Genomic DNA, 21,583 nt, shown 5'->3' with positions numbered 1-21,583 from the left:
TTTATTCACTTCTTAAAACCTTGACTGGGTTTGTCCATGCCGCTTTGATGACCTGATGACTGACAGTAATGGCCGCAATAAGCAATAGGCTCAATGTCGGCCAAAGGAAGATGCTAAGGTCTAAATCTATGCGATAGTGAAAGTTACTTAGCCAGTTACTGCCTAACCAGAAAATTAAAGGCCAAGCCAAGAGGTTGGCCACAAGAATTAGTATAAAGAATTGCTTCGAAAGCAGGACCATAATCTTGCTCAATGAGCCTCCTAAGACCTTTCTAATTCCCACTTCTGTAAGCCTTGCCTGCACCGAATAGGTAACAAGACCATACAAGCCTAAGCAAGCCAGAATCACTGCTAACGAAGAGAAGAGACCCACTAGTCGTGATAATCTTATCTCCTGATCGTACATGCGCGCAATGTCATCGTCCAGGAACTTAATGTCGAAAGGCGCTTCTGGTATAATGTTTTTGTAATCACTTTCAATGGATGATATAACCTGAGTTAGGTTATCACCTTGTGTCTTGATCAGGAAGGTCGAAGGTATGGTAAATGGCATCACGATCGCCATGGGTGCGACCGGTGCATGCAAAGAACTATAGTTAAAGTCTTTGACCACCCCCACTACTACTCTATCTCGGTTGTTGAACTGAATCCTTTGACCAACCGGATCTTCAAGCTTCATTTGAGCCACGGCAGTCTCGTTTAGTATCATGGCACTTGCCGTGTCATTGGGGAAGTCTTTGGAGAAGAAGCGTCCCTGAGTGATCTCCAAGTCCATTAAGTCTATAAAGTCATAGCCTGTTTGATAGTAGTTCAATTGAAAGTTCTCACTTGGCGGTGCGCCTTCTAAGTGTGCAGGACCGCTGCTCGATGAGTTACTAAACTGATGAGACGACTCGCTGAACCCCGTAACAAAAGGATTTCTGAGCATGGTATTCTTTAAAACATCATAGCGCTCGTTCATATCTACACCCAAGACATTTAAGATCAGCACATTCTCGGTTTCAAAACCTAGGGGTTGCTCTCTCATAAACTGGGTCTGCTTAATGATCAGGAAGCTACCAGTCAGCAAAACGATCGATACCACAAACTGAAAAACGGTAAGCCCTTTGCGGACTCTATTGCCCACCGCTGAAGTTTTTAACCTTCCCCTTAAAGCCTTAATAGGACTGAAAGTAGAGAGCACGAATGAAGGATAAAGTCCCGCCAGAAAGCCAATGAGCAAAGTTACCCCCAAGAGCACTGGAAGAATGCCTAACATACCTGCAACATCCGTAGGCAGTTCAATCTGCAATAAGTCAGAGAACAATGGTTGTGCTAGCCATGTGAGGCCTATGGCAATGAACATACTCGCCAAAGCAAGCAGTATTGATTCCCAAAGGAATTGGGCCTTGATTCTACCACTGACGGCACCCATCACCTTTCTCATGCCGATTTCCTTGCCGCGATTCAGTGAAATGGCGGTCGATAGGTTCATATAATTGAGACTGGCCACTATGAGTACCAGAATGGCAATGGCCATCAGCGTGAAAATAGTATTCTTATCGCCTAGCCTCACCAAGTCCCCATGGTTGGTAAAATGCCCGTAGTCTAAATAGAGTTTTTTCAGGGGCTGAAAGTGGGCGGTTACCTTGGTATCCGTTCGGGTGTAGTTTTCTTCATAGAGTCCTGTCACTCTCTCTTCTAGCTGGTCGACATCCAAGTCTGCATTGAGCTCAACAAAAGTGTAAAAGCCGCCCCAAGACCAACTATTCAAATCGGCCAAGTAGCCTTCGGGCACCACATAAGTGGTAAATGAGATCAATAACTCGAAGTCTAAATGCGTATTGGACGGAAGCTCTTCCAGCACACCTGTTACGCGTAAAGGCAGCTCGTTGTCAAACCGAATGATTTTCCCCATCGGGTTTTGGTTGCCAAAGAAGCGCATGGCTAAATCAGAAGAAATGACAATGGAATTGGGTTCATCAAGAGCGGTCAAAGGATTACCCATGGCCAGCGGATAGTCCATCATTTCCAAGAACATGGAGTCCGCATAAAAGCCCCTTCCTAGAATAAAAGGATCGTCTTCTATGAAATAGACATGTTCGTCCGTTGATCGGAGTCGCGTTACCTTACCAATTCCTGGGAAGTTATTCTTGATGGCTGGTGCCAGTGCTGGTGGCGTTCTCACCCAGTTGTAAGTAGCTGAAGGGCGCGCATAGGTGCTGGTGACACGATAGATTTGATCGGCATTGCGATGAAAGCTGTCAAAGCTCAACTCTTGCTGTATATATAAAAATATGATCAAGCTACTCGCCAAGCCGACAGCCAGGCCTAATAGGTTGATAAGAGAGAAAAGTGGGTTCTTTTTAAGGTTTCTGAAGGTAACCAGCGTGTAATTTCTCAGCATAGAGGTATGGTTTTTAGAGAACCAGGGGTTTGGTTTATCTGATTTCAGGGTGTGTCGATTGACGAAAGTCAAAACGTTTTGCCAGTAGCGGAGCTTGGCGCGCATAGGTTTCCCATGCTCCGCCTGTTTAAAAAACTGCTCCTGCATATCACCTAATATGCTATCCGCCAATTCATTCTTACAATAGGCCTTAAAAATGCGGGTGGCCAGTTTCGGAGGCTTTATGGGATTGTTTGTACTCAACCTTTCGAAATGTCTAGTACGCTACTGGGAATCTGATTCCATAAGGTCTGGCGTGCCTCCTGAGCTTCTATAAGTGCGCGCTTGCCTAGTGTGGTAATGATAAAATGTCTTTTCTTTCTGCCACCTCTCAAGGTGGATGTGTCCCCTATCCTTGATTCGACAAGCCCCTTCTCTTCAAGACGATACAAAGATGTATGTACACTACTCAGTTTTACGGATCGTTTCAACTGAACTTCTATTGCCTCTGTTACAGATAAGCCGTAAGCATGATCATGCTGGGCGGCTACTACCAGAAGGACTATCTCCTCGAACTCTCCAATACCTTGTCTCATATAGGTTTTTACTATTTTGTAAAACAACTAAAGAAACGAAGGTCTTCAGAAAAGGTTATCCCGAAAAAATGGCGACTCAAAGGAAGTCTTTAGAAAGTAACTTTCAGTTGAATATTGGGGGAAAAGCCCAAACCCCTTAGCACGTCATTCCAGAATTTTTCTTTCTACTTTTCTTATAAGGAAGAAAAATATCCGGAATCTCATTGATTCGAGCTTTTAGATACCTGCCTGTCAGCAGACAGGCAGGATAAAATAATCCACTTTTAAAGCTTTGAATTATTTTTCCGGCATGACGGAAGGCAAAAACAGACATTATGAATTCTTGATCCTCCAGTCAGAATAAAGGGATAACCTAAAAAGTCACTTTTAGTTGAATATTGGGAGAAAAGCCTAAACCATATCGGATGGTGTTATTAATATTCACGTTTTGCTGGAAGGCGTTGATGATATTCCTGCGATCGTAAACATTCAATATGGAGAAGCCTAATACTCCCCTCCAACCTGCAGTCGGTTTTGAAAAGACGTAAGACGCAGACAAGTCTAGCTGGTGCTGAGCAGGAAAATTACCGGTGTACTCAATATCATATTGATTGCCATTGTTGTCGAGAATCTCATCGCGGTCGGCCTCATATACCGGAACGCCTGACATTAAGCTCCATGATGCAGCCAAACTCCATCGGTTCATTGGCACAATAAACTTTAGGTTCAGTACATGGCGCTGGTCATAGAAAGCTTCACGCGTCACAACTCTCGGTGGCCCTTGTTGTTGTTGCACTCTAAACGATTCTTCCGCCTTGCTCAATGAATAGCTAATCCATGATTCAAAGCCATCCCACCGCTTCTTGGCCAGAAAGTCAATGCCTTTGATATTTAAATCACCGGTTAAATTAGGCGTTTGATTCCCTCCGGGTCGAATAACATTGCTCACGTCTTTTTGATAGAATTCCACATCAAATAGCCAGCTGCCACGATCCACCAAGCCTCCAAACATATATTGCTTACCTCTTAGCACGGGAATATTATCATCGACCAGAGTCCAGAATTGGTTCTCTATGCGGAAGTCATCAAAGTCGTTCGCAAAGTTCTGCCTTACATACTGATAAGCGCCTGTTGCAGAGCCTTTCAGGAAAAAGGAATTTGACACCAAGTAGCTCACAAAGAGTTTAGGCGCCAAAAAGGACTGATCTCCTACCGAAAAGTGGTTGGATCGCAGACCCGCATCCACGATCAGCTTATCGCTAAATTGATGCTTTAGACTTAAGTAAAGCGAATTGATATCGCCATTCCCACTCCTTCTATCCACCACTTGCGGATTGTCTCCATCGACTGTATCGTCAAAAGTGATATCGTGATTCGAGAACTCATACCCTGCATTTAAATCGGTCTTCTCATCTAATTTCACCTTCAGTGCCAGGTCAATTCTTTGGTCATCAATTCCATTTTCCACAAACTCCCTATTGACCCCATTGCCATTGTTTCGGGGTTCTGTTCTTTGCTCTTCGAGGCGAAACTGCGAAGAGGTATATCGAGTTCTCAGGTTAATGGCCTCCGTCAATTGTGCCTGCCATTCCAAAGTCATCCCCCAATTATCTAATTCAGATACCTCAGTCTCTATCCTATTCTGATTTCGAGAGAATAGCTCATAAGAGAAGTCATTTCCAATCGTCAAAAAACTCAGGCTCAAATGATGCTTGCTGCTGGGTTTGTAAATCAACTTGCCATTCATATCGCTAAAGCCGATATTGAGGTTTCGGAGCTCTATTGGTCCATTGAGGGCGATATCAGAAATTCTACTTCCCTGAAAGTTCAGGTCATAATAGGCCTCAAGTTTGGGAGGCATATCACCAAATATTTTCGCCCTAGCGGAAAAAACAAAGCCCAACTTGTCTTTGACAACGGGTACCCTCAGTTCCAAGCCCGAAGTGACGGTATTGGTCATCAAACCAATGCTGAGTGAGTCTGGTACATGCTGCTGTGTTTTAATATCAACTACCCCGCCTACGCGTCCGCCCCAAGATGCTGGCAGCCCTCCTCGGTAAACACTGATCTTGTCAACAATCCCTGGGTTATAGGGTGAAAAGGTGCCAAAGAAGTGACCTGTATGATAGATCGGTATGTTGTCAAAGAGCATCAGGTTCTGATCGAAAGGTCCTCCCCTAAGATTGAGACTACCCGGCTTGCCGTTGGGTGATCGAATGCCCGGCACTGCCTGCAATACCTGAAAGACATCCCCATCCGTTTCCCCGGCAATTAAACCTAGGTCTGACATATCCACCTCAATCCGGTGATCGCCTAGTACAGAATTGACTCCCGTAGTGATATAGGACAAGATGGTCACATCCCCCAAGTCAGTGGTCTCGGCCTTCATACTGACTGTGTTTCCGCCAGCTTGTAATGCCATTACCGTAGTACTCACCTGATGGTAGAAAGAGGTATTGATGGCAAGGGAATCGGTGATAAATACGTCTTCCATCCTGTACAAACCATTCTTGGGAAGCAAGTAATTAGGTTGCTGATTATTCACCGCCACATAGATCAAGTCAATCGGTCTTTGATCATCTGCATCAATTGCCTTGAATTCGAGACTCGAACGAACAGGGATTACCAGAATTCCATTGGCACCCGCTCGTTCAAATTTCAAAGGGAGTCTATCACTGATCGTTTCTAATGAAGCGTCTAATGACTGAGATGAACTATTGACAGAAAGCCGAAGCAGCCCAATCAATTTGGGGTTGTAAGAAAAGACTACATTATGCTTTTGCTCCAGCGATTTAAAAACCTCGATAATCGACTGGTTAGACTGTGCCAGACTCCATTGTCCAATGCCTAAGAGCAAGCAGCATGTCCATAAAAAGCAAGTCGACCTAAGGCTTTTGAGCATATTCAAAGATGGAGTGGCTTTTATTCAAAAACAACTGTTCCTTCAGCAAGGGTATATTCTATTTCCAGCGGAGAGAATATGGAACGTAAAGCTTGTTCTAGGTTATTGTGCGGAAAGCTTCCTGAAAAACTTTCGGTCGCGATGTCTGAAGGCAGAGCAATTTCAACCTGATAGTATCGCTTTAAATCGTTGATCACATCTTCTAATTCGGTCAACTCATAAACACTCGATGCACCTGTCCAGCTTGGTGTTCTATTGTCAAAGGCTATTCTTTCAAAGCTGCCGTTTTCAAAAACAACTCCCTCTCCCGGCTTGAGCACTTCTCGCTGATCAGCAGAGATAACGGCCACGCTACCTTCAAAACAATTTACTTTTAGTGCTCCGTTAATGGTTTGCACATCGAACTCGGTACCCAACACGGTAACATCACCATAGGCGGTGTTCACGGTAAACTTGGCACCTGATTCCACATCAAAGAAAGCCTGACCGACCAAGTCGATCAAGCGATCATCATCCCAATTACTTTTGTTATAGCTCGCACTCGAAACGGCTCCCAGGGTAATCACAGAGCCATTGGGCAGGTCATGCTCGATAGTCTCTGCCAGACCTGTCTTCAGGTCAACCAAACCGCTATTGCGGGTATAGTCATAAACAAACCAGACGGTAGCCAACAAAGCGATGGCTGCGGCATACCTGAGCAGAGGCCTCATGCTGATGACCTTAGTTTCTGGCTTGGCAGCTGCGGTCTTCTCTCTTAGCCTTTTTAAGCTTTCTGCAGTGTTGACCGGAGGCAATGACCAGGTACTGACATCCTCGAGCACATGCTTGAGGTCCTCAAGATCATCTCGTTTGCTGAGTGTAGCCTTTTCTTCTTCGGAGAGATCTCCACTCAGCCATCGGGCAATAATTTCTTTATTTTCGAGTTCTGCGCTCACAATTAACTAACGGTGGGTTCTTGGGATCACCCAACCCCTCTCCTTAAATATTTTTAAATTCTTCGATTCTGTCCTTTAGTTTGACCAAAGCCTTGGCCATGCGTTTCTCAACGGCTGTCTGGCTAACACCCAACATCTCCGCAATTTCTTTATAAGTATGCTTCTCAATTCTGTTGAGTAAAAACACTTCTCGCTGCCCTTCGGGCAAATCAGAGATCACCTCTTCTATCCGTTGGCGAAACTCTTCTGTCCTTAGGATATGGTAAGGATCTTCATTGTTCTGTTGCGTTACCTGATCCTTCTCAAACTTTAGAGAGACCTTTTTCGAACGTACCTGATCCAGAAATAAGCGATTGGCCACGGTATGTACAAAGCCGGTGACCTTTTCAAAAAGCACATCGGCACACTTTTGCCAAAGCCGGATAAAGCTCTCCTGAGCGATATCTTCTGCCTGATCTAAGTCACCACATTTGTAGTAGACGTAGTTCCTTAGGCCATTGAAATGCTTGTGGTATAAGGTGTTATAAACCTCCTCTTGACAGACTGATTCCTGCATTGCCTTGAAAGTACATATTAATCATTTCTCAAGGAAAAATGGAAAGGAATTAGTTGAGGCTCCGTTTGTCACCAACAACTACCTCCCAAATTCTCTATTTGTGATTATACCAATAATTTCTTTTCTTCATAGGAGATAAAACACAACAATACCTTTCACTCACTACGCTTTTCTGGAAAACTAAACTAGGCGCATATAGCAAGTCTCATTGGAGGTATGATGACACAAAATCATGTCGTTATCCTACGGGGGGGCAAGCATAAATAGAATCACATATGAAGAATATGAAAGATAAAATATTAGCTCATTTTGAGCCAGACTTAGCAGTTAAACTTCTTGAATTCGGAGAGACTTTGTCTAAAGTGGATTGTGATGTATTCGTCCTCATGTCTAGAAAATTCTGCTGTCTCTACGACTTATTGACCTCAGTTGGAGTTACTGTAATTGATAAACCCGTTGTTAGCGATAAGTTGCTAGACACTGACACATTTATCTTCCAGAACAAGCGTGTTGCTATTGTGGATGACATTGTTATTTGTGGGACAACAATATGGAAAGCCAAGTCAAATCTTCTTGAAAATTATGGAGCAAAAGAAGTCCTGACTTACGTTTTTTGTACAAATGAAAAATATTGGGTTCCAGAATGCATTGATCCGGACTACAAGGCAGTTGTTCTTTCTGACCAAAGATCCCTGACCTTCTGTGCGTCAATTGTATCTGCATTATCTATCGCTCCTCGACCTTATGCAGTTGATTTCCCCCTATTCCATCAGTTAGAAATTAAAGAAAAGTACTGGCAACTATTCATTTCTTCGCAGGCTTGGAATGTATACGATATAACCAACACAATGCAGGAGCTGAATGGAGTTAGTTCATTGTCATTTTTCCCAACTACTGAAGTGCTTGATGATTTTAGGAGTAGAATTGGAGAATCTGTTTTCAATTTGGTTGAAATTTCCAAGATACGCGTCTACTCAATTAAAAATGATTGGGGATTTGAATTGTCGGTTATGCCGATTGTAACCTTTAAACCAATATTATCTGACGACATCTCATTGATTACTGATTCCTTAGAATCATCACTCTACAAGATTGGATTTGAAACCAAGGATATAGCTAGGTTAGGCAAGCAACACAACTCCCTAACAAGCAAGTTGCGACTTATTCAATATATTTCATCTATTCTGCTTGCCAGGATATTCCGAAAAGATGTTGAATACGTACTCGAAAAGAAATTGAGAATAGAGACTAGGCAACTGGATGTAGATTTGCTTTTCGGTAAAGAGAACTATCACATAGTCCACGAAATTGGCAGGTATTTACTTGAAAACGATACCCTAAGCTTTTTAAGTAACGGAGTAATTGAGCCTTCCGAAATTGAAACTAGTAATACTGAATTCGAAGATTTGTTCGAGGAAGGCCAGTTGAATGTAGTAGAAATAAATGATTTCAACCAAGACAATTATCGAAACGTATTTGCTGATTTCAGCAATATATTTCTAAGCCTATACAGGTATAAGGAACTACCCTCCAGAGTTAAAGTTAGAGAACATGCCCCGCTCAATCAATGGGATGAAATTAGAGCAATCGATAGGCTTGAAACTGGAATCACATGGTCTGGGATTCTCACATACCTCAAGAAAACTTATGAGTATGAGCTGACTGACAAAGTCAAAAATGTGCTCTCACTTATTCTGGACTATAGTATAGACAAAGGAATTTGTGTTCCAGTAACACGGTATGATGAAAGTACAGGGGCAATATATCGAGCATATCGGCATGGAGAGGATGTCAAATTCGCTGAGCAAGAGACTCAATTATGTGGTCACTTAATTGAAACGGCCATCAAGTCATACGACAAGGAAGCACTTCCGAAGCTATATCTTGAAAAATTACTAGTCCTATTTATCCGTGTTGGTGTAACGAGGGGCATTTTTCAATTACAATACGGAACTTCTGGGCAAGATGGCGTAGCAAAAATTGGATTTCATTTGCATGGAGCGGTTGTGAAGATGAAGAAACGCAATAACTACAACGTTGAGTCCGATTTGTGGCTTTCTCGGCACCTACTTGAAAGACAGGTGATAGAACGAGCAGGAGATAACAATTACCGGTTCAAGGAGCACTTTGATGCAATTCAGATATCTACTTCCTCTATTCCTGAATCAAAGAAGTTTGGAATGATTTTAGGACTTTTAGTAAAGGGAGTAACTAAAGAAGATGACACGTTACGTTTGACGGATGATGATTTAATCTTTCTAAGTACTTGTTTTAGACCAAAAGATGTTGCTGCAGCTCTCTATGTCGAGCATGATATTTTCATAGATAGACTTAGTCCAACCGTTGTTTCAGTTCTCAATGCAATCGCAGAAGGGAAGGCAGTCCCGTACCACAAGCGAAAGGAAATCGTTCAAGGGGACGGCTTTACCGCCCTAAATAGTATTCATAAAAAATTTCGCGGTTGGAGGAACAGTGGTGCACAACAAGCAATTTCCAAGGGAACTAGAATATTGACCGCTTTGAATCAAGATACTGCCGTACTCGATTGGGAGTCTTATTGGGATTCATTATCAATTCTCGAACGAGAAGATGAACAATCAATATTTGATAAAGATATTGAAGTTATGGCCAGAATTGGCCATCGACTTCTGTTAAATGTTAATTTTCTGACCTTGCTTCTATTACTCAATCCTGAGGAAATCGAAAAAACAAGAAAAAAAAGGATTAGTTCAAGTGTTAAGAAAATAAAAGCCTTCATGGAGAGAACAATTGCAGTTGATGTTAATCTACTCAATGAGCGAGACTTAACCCTGGTGTCTAACCTGGATGGACACTCCAATTCTGATTTCAGAAACTTTGACATACTTGGAACCGCAAAGTATTTGCAAAAGGAAATTGGTTCTTTAAATTATGAGATGTCTAAAACTCGTGGAGCTGTGAGTTTTGAATTAGATAGGTTTGAGCAGCATGGCGATGGAACAATTAGCTACGACCAGGTAATCTACTACGACATAGTTGACTCCACTGCGACAAAGAAGATGAGGACTCATCAAGACGTAGAGGCATACCGCAGTCTAATAAAAAAGACAAAGTTGGGTATAAACGATTTTGTAACATCAATGCAGAAGAATGCTCAACAGAACAAGGACGATATGTATTGTTGGAATGGGAACGCCACATCTACGAATGATGCCAAGTACATATTTCTATCCAGCGCGAAACAAGGATTCAACAATAGGAGGATTAAAGAATTCATAGATAGGCTATACTCTTTTTCAACAGAATCAATTTCTTTCAGAATGATAGTTTCACCGACTAATGTATTTCATTCAGATGTCTTCAAACGATTTAGAAGTACCGAGGTTGAAGGGGAGCACTTCTGGGAGCACTATAGCCGAGTTCATAAATTTTTCAAGCACCTTGAAGACAAATTCGAGAGCCATAAGAACTTAGTTCTGTTTATCGGAAACAATGAGACGATTGACTTCAATATGGAAGGGTCAGGACTGTTCTCTGAGAAATTATGGCAGGGAGAAATAGAAACAGTAATAGCAGCTGGACATTTTAAAACTTATGGTGAACTCTGGACGCCAAAATAAGACTTGTTAACGCGGTGTATAGGTAATGACACTACACCCTTGGTTCATAATGTAGTGCGGACCCACCTTACAAGACCAGCACTCACTGCAAGTAAGCGCTAGGGTGGTAAGTTCCTACATTAATCGCATAGTTATAAATGATTTAGAAATGAGCATTAAAGTCTATTCAGCTGCCAAGGCAGTTTCATTAAAAAAAGGATTAACCAAAGAGCAAGCTTGGAAATCCATCATTAGCATGTTTCATGTAGAGAGCAGACTAAATTATGATGCCATATCCTTTATTTATGGGCGCTATAGGCTTGAGGAAAAAGTGAAATCACTTGGTGACAATAACATCATTTACAATGGAGATGTATTCAAAGCCACAACCGTTCATGGGACTTCAATCTATGTGACAATTAAGGAATGGAATCCCTATGAGTCATTTTCATATGACGAACAGATGTGGTCAAAAGGAGAAACTGAACTCTCAGTTCCAAACCGAACAGATTTCCGGTTTCTGGAACACCCAGAAGGAACAACGATTGAACTAATAAGACGAGAAAAAGCTGATTCAAGCAAATGGAGAATGAAGGGAATCTTGGGTTTCTTTGATCATTTATGGGTAAGCGCCAACAGTGGATCTTGGGCCGCATTTAGACTAGCTCATATTCTTGGAGGAAATGCTAAATTGAAGAATAACGAATCAACAGAAGTTGCTGGATATAAAATAACAAGAAACGACTCTTTGAGAAAGAATTTTAGTTAGCCATACGACAACGCACTGGTTCGCACTTGTAGTGCGTACCTTTCTTACAAACTCAGCTCTCACTTATTAAAAAATGAACCTAATAAAACTATTCGGACTTCAACGAAAAAGCCAAAAGCCATTTGAACCATCTCAAATTCTGCATATGTGGGAAGACGACAATCTAATGATTGAATTACTTCCGAAAGAGAATTTAGAATTCGTTATAAATGAGACTAAAAGGATTGATGATTTTGGAAAAGAACATTTTGACGGGACCGGATTTACAGACATCACGGTAATTGGAGAAAAACCCGTGAAGACATTTGATAAGCATGTTCCGCTAAGTCGAGTAAAAGAAATATTGAATGATGCCAACCTCAATCGAATTGATAAAGTTGTTATGCAAGGGGTTGGACTTTTAGAAGGCGACAATGCACCATTGGGGTATGGCTCTAGGGATTTCGCTGTTATCCTTGAAGGTGATGCAGACATACTTGAAAATATTTGGATCACCGGACAGACTGAAAATGATGTAGACAGACAAAACCTAAAACTAGGACTCATAGAGTTCGGAAAGCAATTCAGCTTTATAGGCGTAAACTGGTATAATTCCGGATACTATGACCTGAGTGACGAAAAACAGGTTGAGGAGTACATTAATAATATTTGCTGATAACTTCTCTAGTCTTAGCAGTCTTGTTCGGACCAAATTCAGCGTATCCTCACCTCCCAATAAAAGCCTCCCCATCAATCCCCTCGGCTATTTCCTTAGGCATGGTTAAGTCCATATAATTAACAATTGAGGGCATAATATCCACTATACCGGGGTTCTGATAGAAAGATGGTAATGGTTTTGGGTAATTGGTGACTATCCATGTGGTGCGCTCTCTGTCGGATTGGCCACCATGGCCCTTGCCATTGACTGCTGTTCTGCCATGGTCGGTGGTGATAATGATTAGCCAGTCTTCATCATACTGAGCTTCCCGCTGTTGAACGGCCTTCCAAATGCGTCCTACTTGTGCATCGGCTAGTTCGACTGCCTTCGCCATTTGAGGACTATCGCCATAGCGATGTCCCATATCGTCTGTATATTCTAAATAAACCCAAGAGAGGTCTGGTGCATCGCTGGCTATGTAGTCGGCTGTTTCTGTGGCCACCATCTCATCGATGTTCAGGATGTATTGGCGTTCGGCATCATGCGGAAAGCGCACCGTATCCAGTTCGAAGCCATCGAAGGCATAGTCCATTTTGAGATTCCCTGTTTCTGGAAGCCCCTCCCCGATTAGCTTGGTGCGATTGTCTAGCCAGGTAGAGAAGATTGCTGTCTTCAGGTTTGGATTATGTTCCTTGGCTATCCTAAATATGCTCCAGTAGTCGTAGTTCGGGGCTTTGATGCTATTGCCCCAGACATTGTGCTTGTTGGCCCAAGTGCCTGTCAATAGGCTATTATAGCCCACTGCAGAGATAGTGGGCGATTCAGATGCTCCACCCTTCTCTCCACCTACATAAGCCCGTGTATAGCCTGTCTCGTCAGCTATCTCATCGAGATAGGGAGTGTTGGAGGCCTCTAATACATCTGCAGGTATTCCATCTAGGAGGATAAAGACTACTTTTCTTTCCTTGGGTGGGCTTTGGCAAGCAGAAGCAAAAAGTGCACTAATCAATGCCAGCGCTAAAAACCTAATCATACTCATATCGTTTTCAAATAAACTCTTGATACCACCTCCCTTTTCATCCCGAGCGAAGTCGAGGGAACTCACCCAATATAGCAAATCGATGACTTTGAAGACCCTTCGGCTTCGCTCAGGGTAGAAAGAGGTTTTCCCACTGGTCCGCAATGTAGTGCGTAGCCATTTTGTAAGATCAGCACTCACTGCAAGCCTGCCTATCGGCAGACAGGTGAGCGCTAGATTGGTAGACTCTTGATACCACCTCCCTTTTTATCCCGAGCGAAGTCGAGGGAACTCACCCAATATAGCAAATCGATTACTTGAGAAGACCCTTCGGCTCCGCTCAGGGTAGAAAGAGGTTTTCCCACTGGTGCGCACTTGTAGTGCGTATCCTTTTTTCAAGATCAGCACTCACAACATGTGAGCGCTAGGTTGAGCATAATTTGGTAGTGCTTACTAGAGATGTACCTTAGTATAGAGATCGTCATTCCAGAATTTTTCTTCTAAGTTATAACAGAAGAAAAATGTGTGGAATCTCATTTATTTCAAGTCCTAAGAAATTAGATACCGGATAAAATAAGCCGTCTTAAAATTTACGGCTAATTTTTCCGGCATGACGACAAGAGTCAGCCGCCAAGCACCAAGTTGACCTCTCTTCATTCTTAATTCTTAATTGATCATTCTTCATTCCTAATTCATCATTCTTAATTCTCAATTCTGAATTCTCCCTCCCACTTATCAAATGGACTTTTAAAGTGATATGGGATTTGGTTATCTTAATCGTCAAATCAACCTTATTCACATGAAGTATCTCAAGAAGCTCACCGCAGTGGTATTATTTGCGTTTCTATGCCTATCCGTTCAGGCACAGGTCTCTAACAAGATAGAAATGCTCGACATCTTTAACCTCGAGTTTGTATCCGATCCACAAATCTCTCCTGACGGTCAGAAGATTGTTTATGTCCGCAACTTCAAGGACATCATGACCGATAAGAACTTATCTAACCTTTGGATAGCGAATTTTGACGGTTCGCAAAACAGACCTCTAACTACGGGTGAGCAAAACGATCGCTCACCAAGATGGTCGCATGATGGTAGCCGCATTGTCTACGCTTCGAACAAGTCCGGCAAGTCAGAAATCTATCTCCGCTGGATGGATTCAGGAGATGAAATGGTGCTTGTTAATTCAGAAAAGTCACCTTCAAGTATTACTTGGTCTCCAAACGATAAGCATCTGGCTTTTAATATGTTTGTTCCGAAAGTAAAGCCTTCACCGATTAAGATGCCGGCTAAGCCGAAAGGTGCCACCTGGAACGCTCCACCAAAGTATGTGGACAACCTGGGTTGGAGACGAGATGGTGTGGGTGAGGTAACACCGGGCAACCAACAACTCTTCACTGTTCCTGTTTCCGGAGGTACTCCAAGACAGCTCACAGAAGGACCATTTAACCATGGCAATGCCGTCTGGGCAAAGGATGGAAAGCACCTTTACTTCAGTGCCAATATGAGAGAAGACAGAGAGCTGGAAGGCTCCGATTCAGATATCTATAGTGTCTCCCTCAGCGATGGAAAGCTTACCAAACTAACCGATCGATATGGCCCAGATAGCAATCCGCGTATCTCTCCTGACGGCAAGAAAATGGCCTACTTCGGCTTCGATGATAAGTATAAGGGCTATCAGATCAACAGGCTATATGTAGCCAATGTAGATGGTTCTAACAGTCAGTTGATTTCGGGTAAACTCGATAGGGACGTTTCCAATATCAAATGGTCTGCTGATGGCAAAGGACTTTACTTCCAGTATGTAGACAAGGCGCATACTAAGATCGCCTATATCACCCTGAAAGGGAAAGTAACAGATATTACCGAAGGGCTTGGCGGTGTTTCTCTGGGAAGGCCTTATACCTCAGGCGCCTACTCTATTGCCGACAATGGCAATTACGCCTACACTTGGGCCGAAACACACGAACCGGCCGATCTTGGCGTAGGTAACGCTGGAAACAACAAGAGGGTCACTAAAGTGAATGAGGACCTTTTTGACTATAAGCAATTAGGTCAGGTTGATGAGATTTGGTACAAGTCTTCGGTAGATGGACTCGATATCAACGGATGGATCGTTACACCGCCAGATTTCGATCCCAACAAAAAGTATCCATTGATCTTGGAAATCCACGGTGGACCGTTCTCAAGCTACGGCCCGGTTTTCTCGGGCGAAATTCAGCTGATGGCTGCTGCGGGCTATGTAGTGCTCTATACCAACCCACGAGGTAGCACGAGTTATGGCTATGACTTTGGGAACGAGATTGACAAGAACTACCCTAGCAAAGACTATGACGACTTAATGTCTGGTGTGGACGAAGTAATCAGTCGTGGATATATCGATGAAAGCCAATTGTTTGTTACAGGAGGCTCTGGAGGCGGTGTTTTGACTTCCTGGATCGTTGGTAAGACCAATCGCTTTAAAGCCGCTGTAGTGGCCAAGCCAGTGATCAACTGGTACAGCTGGGCGCTCTACTCAGATATGTCGGCTTTCGCTACGCGTTATTGGTTCGAGAAGAAACCTTGGGAAGATCCTGAAAAGTATATGAAGCACTCTCCTATCTCATTGATTGGCAATGTAACTACGCCAACCATGTTACTGACGGGAGAAGCTGACCTAAGAACTCCTATTCATGAGTCAGAGCAGTATTTCAGTGCCCTAAAGTTGAAAGGTGTTGAGACAGCCATGGTTAGGATTCCAGGTGCCTTTCATGGTATAGCGGCAAGACCGAGTAATCTAATTGCCAAAGTCTCTGCTATTCTGGGTTGGTTCGACAAGTACCGAACCGAAACTGTATCGGTAGATATCAGGAGGTAAACCCTCACAAAAGAAAAGTCAAAGGCCTCAATCAAAATACTGATCGAGGCCTTATTATTTGACCCAGTGCCTAATACTGTAATTAACTGTATGAATTAGTTTTGAAGGAATTCTCTCATGATGGTCCAGAAATTAGCCTCTAGATCATCCATGGCAACTCCAAAATGATTTAGGAAAGCCTCAGGCTGTGGAACTCCTGCACCAAGATCATCATAGTAGTTCTTCATATCCTGTATGTCATTGCCAAGTTCATCGTCTTCCAGCAAGTAACGAACTACCAGCTCGAAGAATCCATAGTATTCAATGGTTCTAAAAGAGTCGCGTATCTCTTGCGGAAAGTCACCCCAGACTTTAATTTGAATCGGATTCCCTTCTCCAGGAACATTGGTCATTAGTTGCTGCCAATCGTCTAGCTCCTTAATCGTTTGAATTCGGTGATTTCGAGCCCCATAATTAGCAAAGCCTTCACGCATCCAAACGGTATTCGATTGTCTACGGGAATAATCACCAATCATCAAGAACTCAGTGATATGCGTGATCTCATGCTGAAAAACCTTCCACCAACGATCCAGATCGCCATCATATCGAGGAGAATCTCTGGACCGTATAATGCAGCCATCGCGATAGGCCAAGCCCGAAGCGGCTGCCTGATTATAGTCGGCCATAATATGCATCTTGTTGGCTCCCCATACCGTAGCCCATTCTGGTCGAAAGTCAAAATCTCCATCCTGATAGTCTATGATGGTTTTGATATCCGCCAAAGCCGTTTCAGCCTCCTCAGATATGGTTCTACGCATCTCTTGACTTGCCCCATCACTGTAGACCATAAAGTGTTCAGATTCTATCGGGTGATTGTCGTGATATCGGATATCCCAACCAGGAATGTGCCAGGAGCCTCTTGAGGTATTGATTTTAAAGTTGTTCTCAGTAGTAATACTCTGCCCTTTTACCCTGACAGTCAATTCTCCCTCGCTGTTGAATTTAAGCGGCACCTTCACTCTGATGGAAGTACTATTGACCGCAACTACCTCACCGATCGTACCATAAAAGTTTACAGAAACGTTAGCCAGATCATCACCAAAATTCTCTCCGATAATCTCTATCTCTTCGCCTAAGAATCCCTCATTCGGTGAAACAGCGGTGATCACTGGTGGATCGGCCACTAAAATGGTCAGGTCTTGGCTGCTCTGTACTTCCTGGTTTCCTCTTTGGACAGTTATCGGTCCGGAGCTTACGGCATCAGGAACTTCAACGAGGATTCGTGTGGTTGTCAAGTCAAGAATTTTCAAAGTCTTGCCCTGAAGCAGCACTTTCATTTCACTTAGCCGCGAACTGAAATTAGCTCCCTTAATACTCAAAGACTCACCACAATACAATGCCGGTGGCTCTAAGGAGGATATTTCCATTAGATCAGCTTCTGATTCTTTATCACCGCAAGCGGAAATGGCTAATAGTTGAAGACAAATAAAAAGGGATAGAAAAGGCTTAATAGATCTCATTGTTGCTTTAGTTTATGAGTAAACATTCACCCAAGAAACCTCAGTTCAGCGAGAAGAAACAACCGTTTTGGCAATTTCACATCATCATGTGATACACGAAAATGATCAAGATTTGGCCCAATATTGATAAACGGGCATAATAGAAGGACTTAGACAGAGAAGTCCATTTCAGTACAAGCGACTAGCCGACTATCGGCAAGTGCTTCTGTTCTTAAGTGTCCAGGATAGTCAGGGTGACCTCCGAGCTGAGCCAAGGCCATCTTATTAGGATATTTAACAATCAACACGGCATCCCATAGGCGTTCATCACTTGGACCAATCAGCATACCCATCGGTTGACCAGACCATACCAGTTCAGCCCCAACCTCAGCGATCAATGGTGCTACGGCTTTAATATAGGCCTGGTATTTATCAAGTCCACCCGTCTTGAACTTTAGCATGTTAATCATAAACAAAGGCCCAATATCAGGCATTTCCATAAACTGCTGCTGTTGTTCGGGAGTCGGATTGATGTGCATAATTTCTCTATTTGGTTTTAAGATAGTCTTTTCTGAAAAGAAACATCAACTGATAATTACGTCCCTTATATTTATGGTATCATGCGGAGCAAGTTGGCCCTTTTATTAATGATCATGTCCCTTTCGTTTGGATGCAGTGGGCCATCCAAAGAAAGTAGAGTGCTCACTACTCAATATGGCTCGATAAAAGCACTTCAGGCTCACCTAGAAAAGGATAAAATGACATGGTGGACCTATCACAAGGGCCACATCATTCTTTCCACTGAGTTCAACCCACTTGACACTGACGGGGCCGAAATTACTAAGAGGGATTTTCTAGAAAAACTCAATACGGGAGACTTCATTGCAGTGGAAGTTGAAGACGAGTCAAAACAAAAGTATTATCAGTTGTTAGCCATCTCGGAGAATGCTGATACTTCCATCAGTGGCATGGTAGAAGTGGATGGTTATACAGCACTGGAGCATTTCTTACAGGAAGGAAGGGACTTTCCTGACTATGAATTCATCGACCTCGATGGGAACTACTACGCTAGGGATGATCTTTTGGGAAAGACCGTATTCTTAAAAACATGGTTTATCGCCTGCGCTCCATGTATCGAGGAAATGCCAGACCTCAACGAGTTGGTAAAGGCATATCAAAACCGTGAAGATATCATCTTTATTAGTCTTGCACTCGATAAAGCCGAAGCCTTAAAAGCGTTTCTGCAAGAGACACAGTTTGACTACAAGGTCATTCCACTTCAGGGCGATTTCATCGATGAAAACTTAGTCAACCTCGCCTACCCCACGCACTATCTGATTGGCCCTGACGGCAAGGTCAAAAAGGTCACTCATAATTTCGAAGAGCTAGACTTAGCCAGAGTTGCCATGGGCATTTAGCCGCTTGCATCGGGACATGCATACTCATAAGAATCTCTCTTAAATTGCATATTGAAGCTACTTCCAGGCTTAATCTTCATACCTGACCAGTCGTCCCAAAGCTTTGCTGTCAACGTATTGGGTGCTGGATTGGCATCTAATTGCCATCCGACCAGAGCTTGTAGTTTGCTATAGCCAGCGCTTTCCTGTCCTAGCTCCCAATAGACGAGGTAATCATCTCCCACACAGATAACAGCTCCATCCACAGAAGCTTCGGATTGAATTTCCGTCATGATTTTAGCCACCTGATCCATGAACTCGTCTGAGCTAAGGGCTGAAGGCTTTCCTGCCACCAAGTGCCGAACTTCGCCCCGCATCCAATCAACAGCCTTGTCAATTAAGTAGCAAGGCTGCTCCGAAGTGAGTGCACCGTTGAAAAAAGTCGGAAAATCAGCTCGGCTTTCATCTGTATAAACAGAGCCGTGTGTTAGGGTATAGGTCCTCACTCCCAGCGTATTAAAACCATTGTGATAAGTGTCTTGCGACTCCCAATACAAAATGGCTGTTTCATCCGGAACAGTATCCGGCTTGTCTGCCAAGTCGCAGGGTATAGTCGGAATATATGCACAAAGCCCAATGGGAGTTTGCATTTCAACTGTTGCCGGCACGAAAACGGTGGAGAGCTTGTCGTAGAAGTCCTTTACTTCTAGCGATGGCGATCTATACCCTCTCCATACTCTGACAGCATTCGGTGGTGGTGGCAGCTTGCTCATGACTATTTCTTTTGATTGGTTTTACCTGCAGCTACAACTTGGGCAGCTACCTTCTTTAAAAACCCAACGGGTGGTGCTGGTTCTTCTGGTTTTTTGTAAGGGCAACCCAACGGGAACTCCCAATGATCGTTTACACAAAAGCTACATGCGCCTTCGGCACGGGTCAGGTAGCCCTTCTCTCCAGAATTGCCCTTTTTATAAGTCAAAGCTCCATTATCATATAGAGACTCTAATACTTCTGCCATTTGGCGATGCGGATTATAGTAATCCGGACTCAGTACTTTTAGGGCTTCCGCAAACTGTTTTTCCAGTTGCTCAAACACTGCATAAGTATCAGATACAATTTGAATAGTGGTATAATCTTCAGATTCTTCACCCGGCACTATAGTAATGTCCTTGCTCTGTTCAAAGTATGCATAGCAGTCCGCATAGTCCTTTTTAAAGGATTCGAAGTCACTACCACTCATTCTGAACTGAGGAAGAAAATTGGTATTGTAAGAAAAGTGTGGTGTAACAATGAGTCGCGTACTGAGTTCGTACTTGCGGCCGTCAATCTCAGTAGAGAACTTAAAATAACACGGATTGCTGTCGCTGATCGTCTCCTTAAACAGTGTAAAGGCTCCATCTTTCGGATACTTCGGCATAGGATACTTCTGATCGATCAAGCCCTCAAAGGCATCTCTGAACATATTCCAGGAAGACTCTCCTACCAGATAAAGGACTACGGGCTTTGTTTGTACCATTTGCTTAATGGCCCATGAATTCTTAGAAACACAGTTGTTGACAATGGTCTCTTCCTGATTCCCCAGATAGTCTTCATTCCAGTGTGGTGAAGCACAGGCCACCATATCCAATTGACCGACATCCTCCCCGATCTGGATATCTGCATCTTTCATTCCCTTGGCCTTTAGAAAGGTTGAGAACATATCAAGCGTAGGAACAAACTGCTCGTAATAACCAATCTGCTCTTGATAAACATCTGTTGAAACATCAGCTGGCACATTCAAGCGAGCGGCAATAACATCTCCTTTCTTGAAGACATTATCCGGCCCATAGTGATTGTATAAGAGCACATACCGAGGGGTTCCTGTCTTTCTATTCAGAGGGATTACCGTGTTTTTACTATCACCATCATAGCGTACTTCTATGGAGTAATCAGGTCCTTGGTTGGTTCTTTCTGCACTAACCACCTTGCCATCTTTCTCGGCAAGAATCTGGCCTTCGGGAAGTAAATATTGTTTGACAAAATCTAAATCAAGGTGCTCTTGATACACCGATCGATATCGATAGTAATAGGCATATTTTGTCCAGGCATCGGTCTTGTCATCGCTGGTAAAATTGGGATAAGCCCAACTAGTTCCCTGTAAGCCCGGTGCAAAGGCTGTCATATTAGGGTTAATACCAATGGTCATAATAGGCGCCTTACGACAGCCATCCATGACTTCCCCATTCGGAAAAGCTTCCTCTCTGGTCTTCCCTTTTAGCCAAAGGTAATCTTCAGGGCTGCCTTCGGGTTGGTTCTCCTTTGGAATGCTACTATCGAAATCAAAGGAAGGATAAGGTCCATAAGGCTGTTTGAGCGGATTGTCAGGCCAAAAAAACTTACAAGTTCCGCATGACCTGACATTATAAACTAGATCTATTTCTAAGGGGTCTTTCGAATCGACATTGACCGCTCTGGGTGGGTTGTACTGAGGATTGCTCATGTGTGGGTGTTTAATAATGAATAATAAAGCCGACTTGTGA

Annotated in this window: 15 protein-coding genes; 5 read left to right on the top strand and 10 right to left on the bottom strand. The window is 43.3% G+C overall.

Annotation, left to right across the window (positions count from 1 at the left end; genetic code table 11):
- Position 1: 1 nt before the first annotated feature.
- The 5 genes from J4E76_RS00890 to J4E76_RS00870 form a co-directional block, all read right to left on the bottom strand.
- Positions 2-2,629 carry an ABC transporter permease gene (locus J4E76_RS00890; protein ID WP_208500579.1) on the bottom strand — a complete coding sequence of 876 codons (2,628 nt, stop codon included), beginning with the start codon at positions 2,627-2,629 and terminating at the stop codon, positions 2-4.
- Complete coding sequence (locus J4E76_RS00885; protein ID WP_208500577.1) at positions 2,626-2,961, bottom strand: PadR family transcriptional regulator; 336 nt, start codon at positions 2,959-2,961, stop codon at positions 2,626-2,628. The genes J4E76_RS00890 and J4E76_RS00885 overlap by 4 nt, the downstream gene beginning before the upstream one ends.
- 352 nt (positions 2,962-3,313) lie before the next feature.
- Positions 3,314-5,842 carry a TonB-dependent siderophore receptor gene (locus J4E76_RS00880; protein WP_208500575.1) on the bottom strand — a complete coding sequence of 843 codons (2,529 nt, stop codon included), beginning with the start codon at positions 5,840-5,842 and terminating at the stop codon, positions 3,314-3,316.
- 20 nt (positions 5,843-5,862) lie between these two features.
- Positions 5,863-6,777 (bottom strand): FecR domain-containing protein, encoded by a 915-nt coding sequence (locus J4E76_RS00875; protein ID WP_208500574.1) that lies wholly within the window; start codon positions 6,775-6,777, stop codon positions 5,863-5,865.
- Between the two features lie 43 nt (positions 6,778-6,820).
- The gene (locus J4E76_RS00870; protein WP_208500573.1) at positions 6,821-7,333 is read right to left on the bottom strand and encodes an RNA polymerase sigma factor; all 513 of its coding nucleotides are present in this window, start codon (positions 7,331-7,333) and stop codon (positions 6,821-6,823) included.
- A gap of 275 nt (positions 7,334-7,608) precedes the next feature.
- Between J4E76_RS00870 and J4E76_RS00865 the strand changes: the two genes are divergently transcribed.
- The 3 genes from J4E76_RS00865 (at position 7,609) to J4E76_RS00855 (ending at position 12,335) form a co-directional block, all read left to right on the top strand.
- Entirely contained in the window at positions 7,609-10,932 is a 3,324-nt protein-coding gene (locus J4E76_RS00865; protein WP_208500572.1) for a phosphoribosyltransferase family protein, read from the top strand.
- Positions 10,933-11,080: 148 nt separating this feature from the next.
- A complete protein-coding gene (locus tag J4E76_RS00860) occupies positions 11,081-11,680 on the top strand; it encodes a hypothetical protein (RefSeq protein ID WP_208500571.1) in 600 nt (199 codons plus the stop codon).
- Between the two features lie 73 nt (positions 11,681-11,753).
- Positions 11,754-12,335, top strand: a complete 582-nt coding sequence (locus J4E76_RS00855; protein ID WP_208500570.1) for a hypothetical protein — start codon at positions 11,754-11,756, stop codon at positions 12,333-12,335.
- A 49-nt stretch (positions 12,336-12,384) separates the two neighbouring features.
- Here the strand turns inward: J4E76_RS00855 and J4E76_RS00850 are convergent, their stop codons facing one another.
- The gene (locus tag J4E76_RS00850) at positions 12,385-13,350 is read right to left on the bottom strand and encodes an alkaline phosphatase family protein (protein WP_370592782.1); all 966 of its coding nucleotides are present in this window, start codon (positions 13,348-13,350) and stop codon (positions 12,385-12,387) included.
- Positions 13,351-14,134: 784 nt separating this feature from the next.
- Between J4E76_RS00850 and J4E76_RS00845 the strand changes: the two genes are divergently transcribed.
- Positions 14,135-16,189 carry a S9 family peptidase gene (locus tag J4E76_RS00845; protein WP_208500569.1) on the top strand — a complete coding sequence of 685 codons (2,055 nt, stop codon included), beginning with the start codon at positions 14,135-14,137 and terminating at the stop codon, positions 16,187-16,189.
- 95 nt (positions 16,190-16,284) lie between these two features.
- Here J4E76_RS00845 and J4E76_RS00840 read toward each other — a convergent pair whose 3' ends face one another.
- Together J4E76_RS00840 and J4E76_RS00835 are read right to left on the bottom strand one after the other, a co-directional pair.
- Positions 16,285-17,688 carry an IPT/TIG domain-containing protein gene (locus J4E76_RS00840; RefSeq protein ID WP_208500567.1) on the bottom strand — a complete coding sequence of 468 codons (1,404 nt, stop codon included), beginning with the start codon at positions 17,686-17,688 and terminating at the stop codon, positions 16,285-16,287.
- A gap of 149 nt (positions 17,689-17,837) precedes the next feature.
- Entirely contained in the window at positions 17,838-18,206 is a 369-nt protein-coding gene (locus J4E76_RS00835; RefSeq protein WP_208500565.1) for a hypothetical protein, read from the bottom strand.
- 81 nt (positions 18,207-18,287) lie between these two features.
- On the opposite strand from J4E76_RS00835, the gene J4E76_RS00830 reads away from it, so the two are divergent.
- Positions 18,288-19,085: a TlpA disulfide reductase family protein gene (locus J4E76_RS00830; protein ID WP_208500564.1), complete on the top strand. Its 798-nt coding sequence runs from the start codon at positions 18,288-18,290 to the stop codon at positions 19,083-19,085.
- Here the strand turns inward: J4E76_RS00830 and J4E76_RS00825 are convergent.
- Positions 19,082-19,837, bottom strand: coding sequence for a hypothetical protein (locus tag J4E76_RS00825; protein ID WP_208500562.1), 756 nt, complete (start codon positions 19,835-19,837; stop codon positions 19,082-19,084). The two genes, J4E76_RS00830 and J4E76_RS00825, sit on opposite strands and share 4 nt — an antisense overlap.
- A 2-nt stretch (positions 19,838-19,839) precedes the next feature.
- The gene (locus J4E76_RS00820; RefSeq protein ID WP_208500560.1) at positions 19,840-21,543 is read right to left on the bottom strand and encodes a hypothetical protein; all 1,704 of its coding nucleotides are present in this window, start codon (positions 21,541-21,543) and stop codon (positions 19,840-19,842) included.
- Positions 21,544-21,583: the final 40 nt, after the last annotated feature.

Origin of the sequence: Roseivirga sp. E12 (assembly GCF_017592825.1) — a bacterium.
Taxonomy (GTDB): domain Bacteria; phylum Bacteroidota; class Bacteroidia; order Cytophagales; family Cyclobacteriaceae; genus Roseivirga.
Note: the sequence above shows the minus strand (reverse complement) of the source record. Positions and strands in the feature narration are given on the sequence as shown.

What these genes read in the sequence shown, in the direction of transcription:
- J4E76_RS00850 (WP_370592782.1), bottom strand. Translation starts at nt 13,350, where the DNA reads ATGATTAGGTTTTTAGCGCTGGCATTGATTAGTGCACTTTTTGCTTCT.
- J4E76_RS00840 (WP_208500567.1), bottom strand. Translation starts at nt 17,688, where the DNA reads ATGAGATCTATTAAGCCTTTTCTATCCCTTTTTATTTGTCTTCAACTA.
- J4E76_RS00830 (WP_208500564.1), top strand. Translation starts at nt 18,288, where the DNA reads ATGCGGAGCAAGTTGGCCCTTTTATTAATGATCATGTCCCTTTCGTTT.
- J4E76_RS00860 (WP_208500571.1), top strand. Translation starts at nt 11,081, where the DNA reads ATGAGCATTAAAGTCTATTCAGCTGCCAAGGCAGTTTCATTAAAAAAA.
- J4E76_RS00885 (WP_208500577.1), bottom strand. Translation starts at nt 2,961, where the DNA reads ATGAGACAAGGTATTGGAGAGTTCGAGGAGATAGTCCTTCTGGTAGTA.
- J4E76_RS00835 (WP_208500565.1), bottom strand. Translation starts at nt 18,206, where the DNA reads ATGCACATCAATCCGACTCCCGAACAACAGCAGCAGTTTATGGAAATG.
- J4E76_RS00825 (WP_208500562.1), bottom strand. Translation starts at nt 19,837, where the DNA reads ATGAGCAAGCTGCCACCACCACCGAATGCTGTCAGAGTATGGAGAGGG.
- J4E76_RS00880 (WP_208500575.1), bottom strand. Translation starts at nt 5,842, where the DNA reads ATGCTCAAAAGCCTTAGGTCGACTTGCTTTTTATGGACATGCTGCTTG.
- J4E76_RS00870 (WP_208500573.1), bottom strand. Translation starts at nt 7,333, where the DNA reads ATGCAGGAATCAGTCTGTCAAGAGGAGGTTTATAACACCTTATACCAC.
- J4E76_RS00820 (WP_208500560.1), bottom strand. Translation starts at nt 21,543, where the DNA reads ATGAGCAATCCTCAGTACAACCCACCCAGAGCGGTCAATGTCGATTCG.
- J4E76_RS00865 (WP_208500572.1), top strand. Translation starts at nt 7,609, where the DNA reads ATGAAGAATATGAAAGATAAAATATTAGCTCATTTTGAGCCAGACTTA.
- J4E76_RS00855 (WP_208500570.1), top strand. Translation starts at nt 11,754, where the DNA reads ATGAACCTAATAAAACTATTCGGACTTCAACGAAAAAGCCAAAAGCCA.
- J4E76_RS00845 (WP_208500569.1), top strand. Translation starts at nt 14,135, where the DNA reads ATGAAGTATCTCAAGAAGCTCACCGCAGTGGTATTATTTGCGTTTCTA.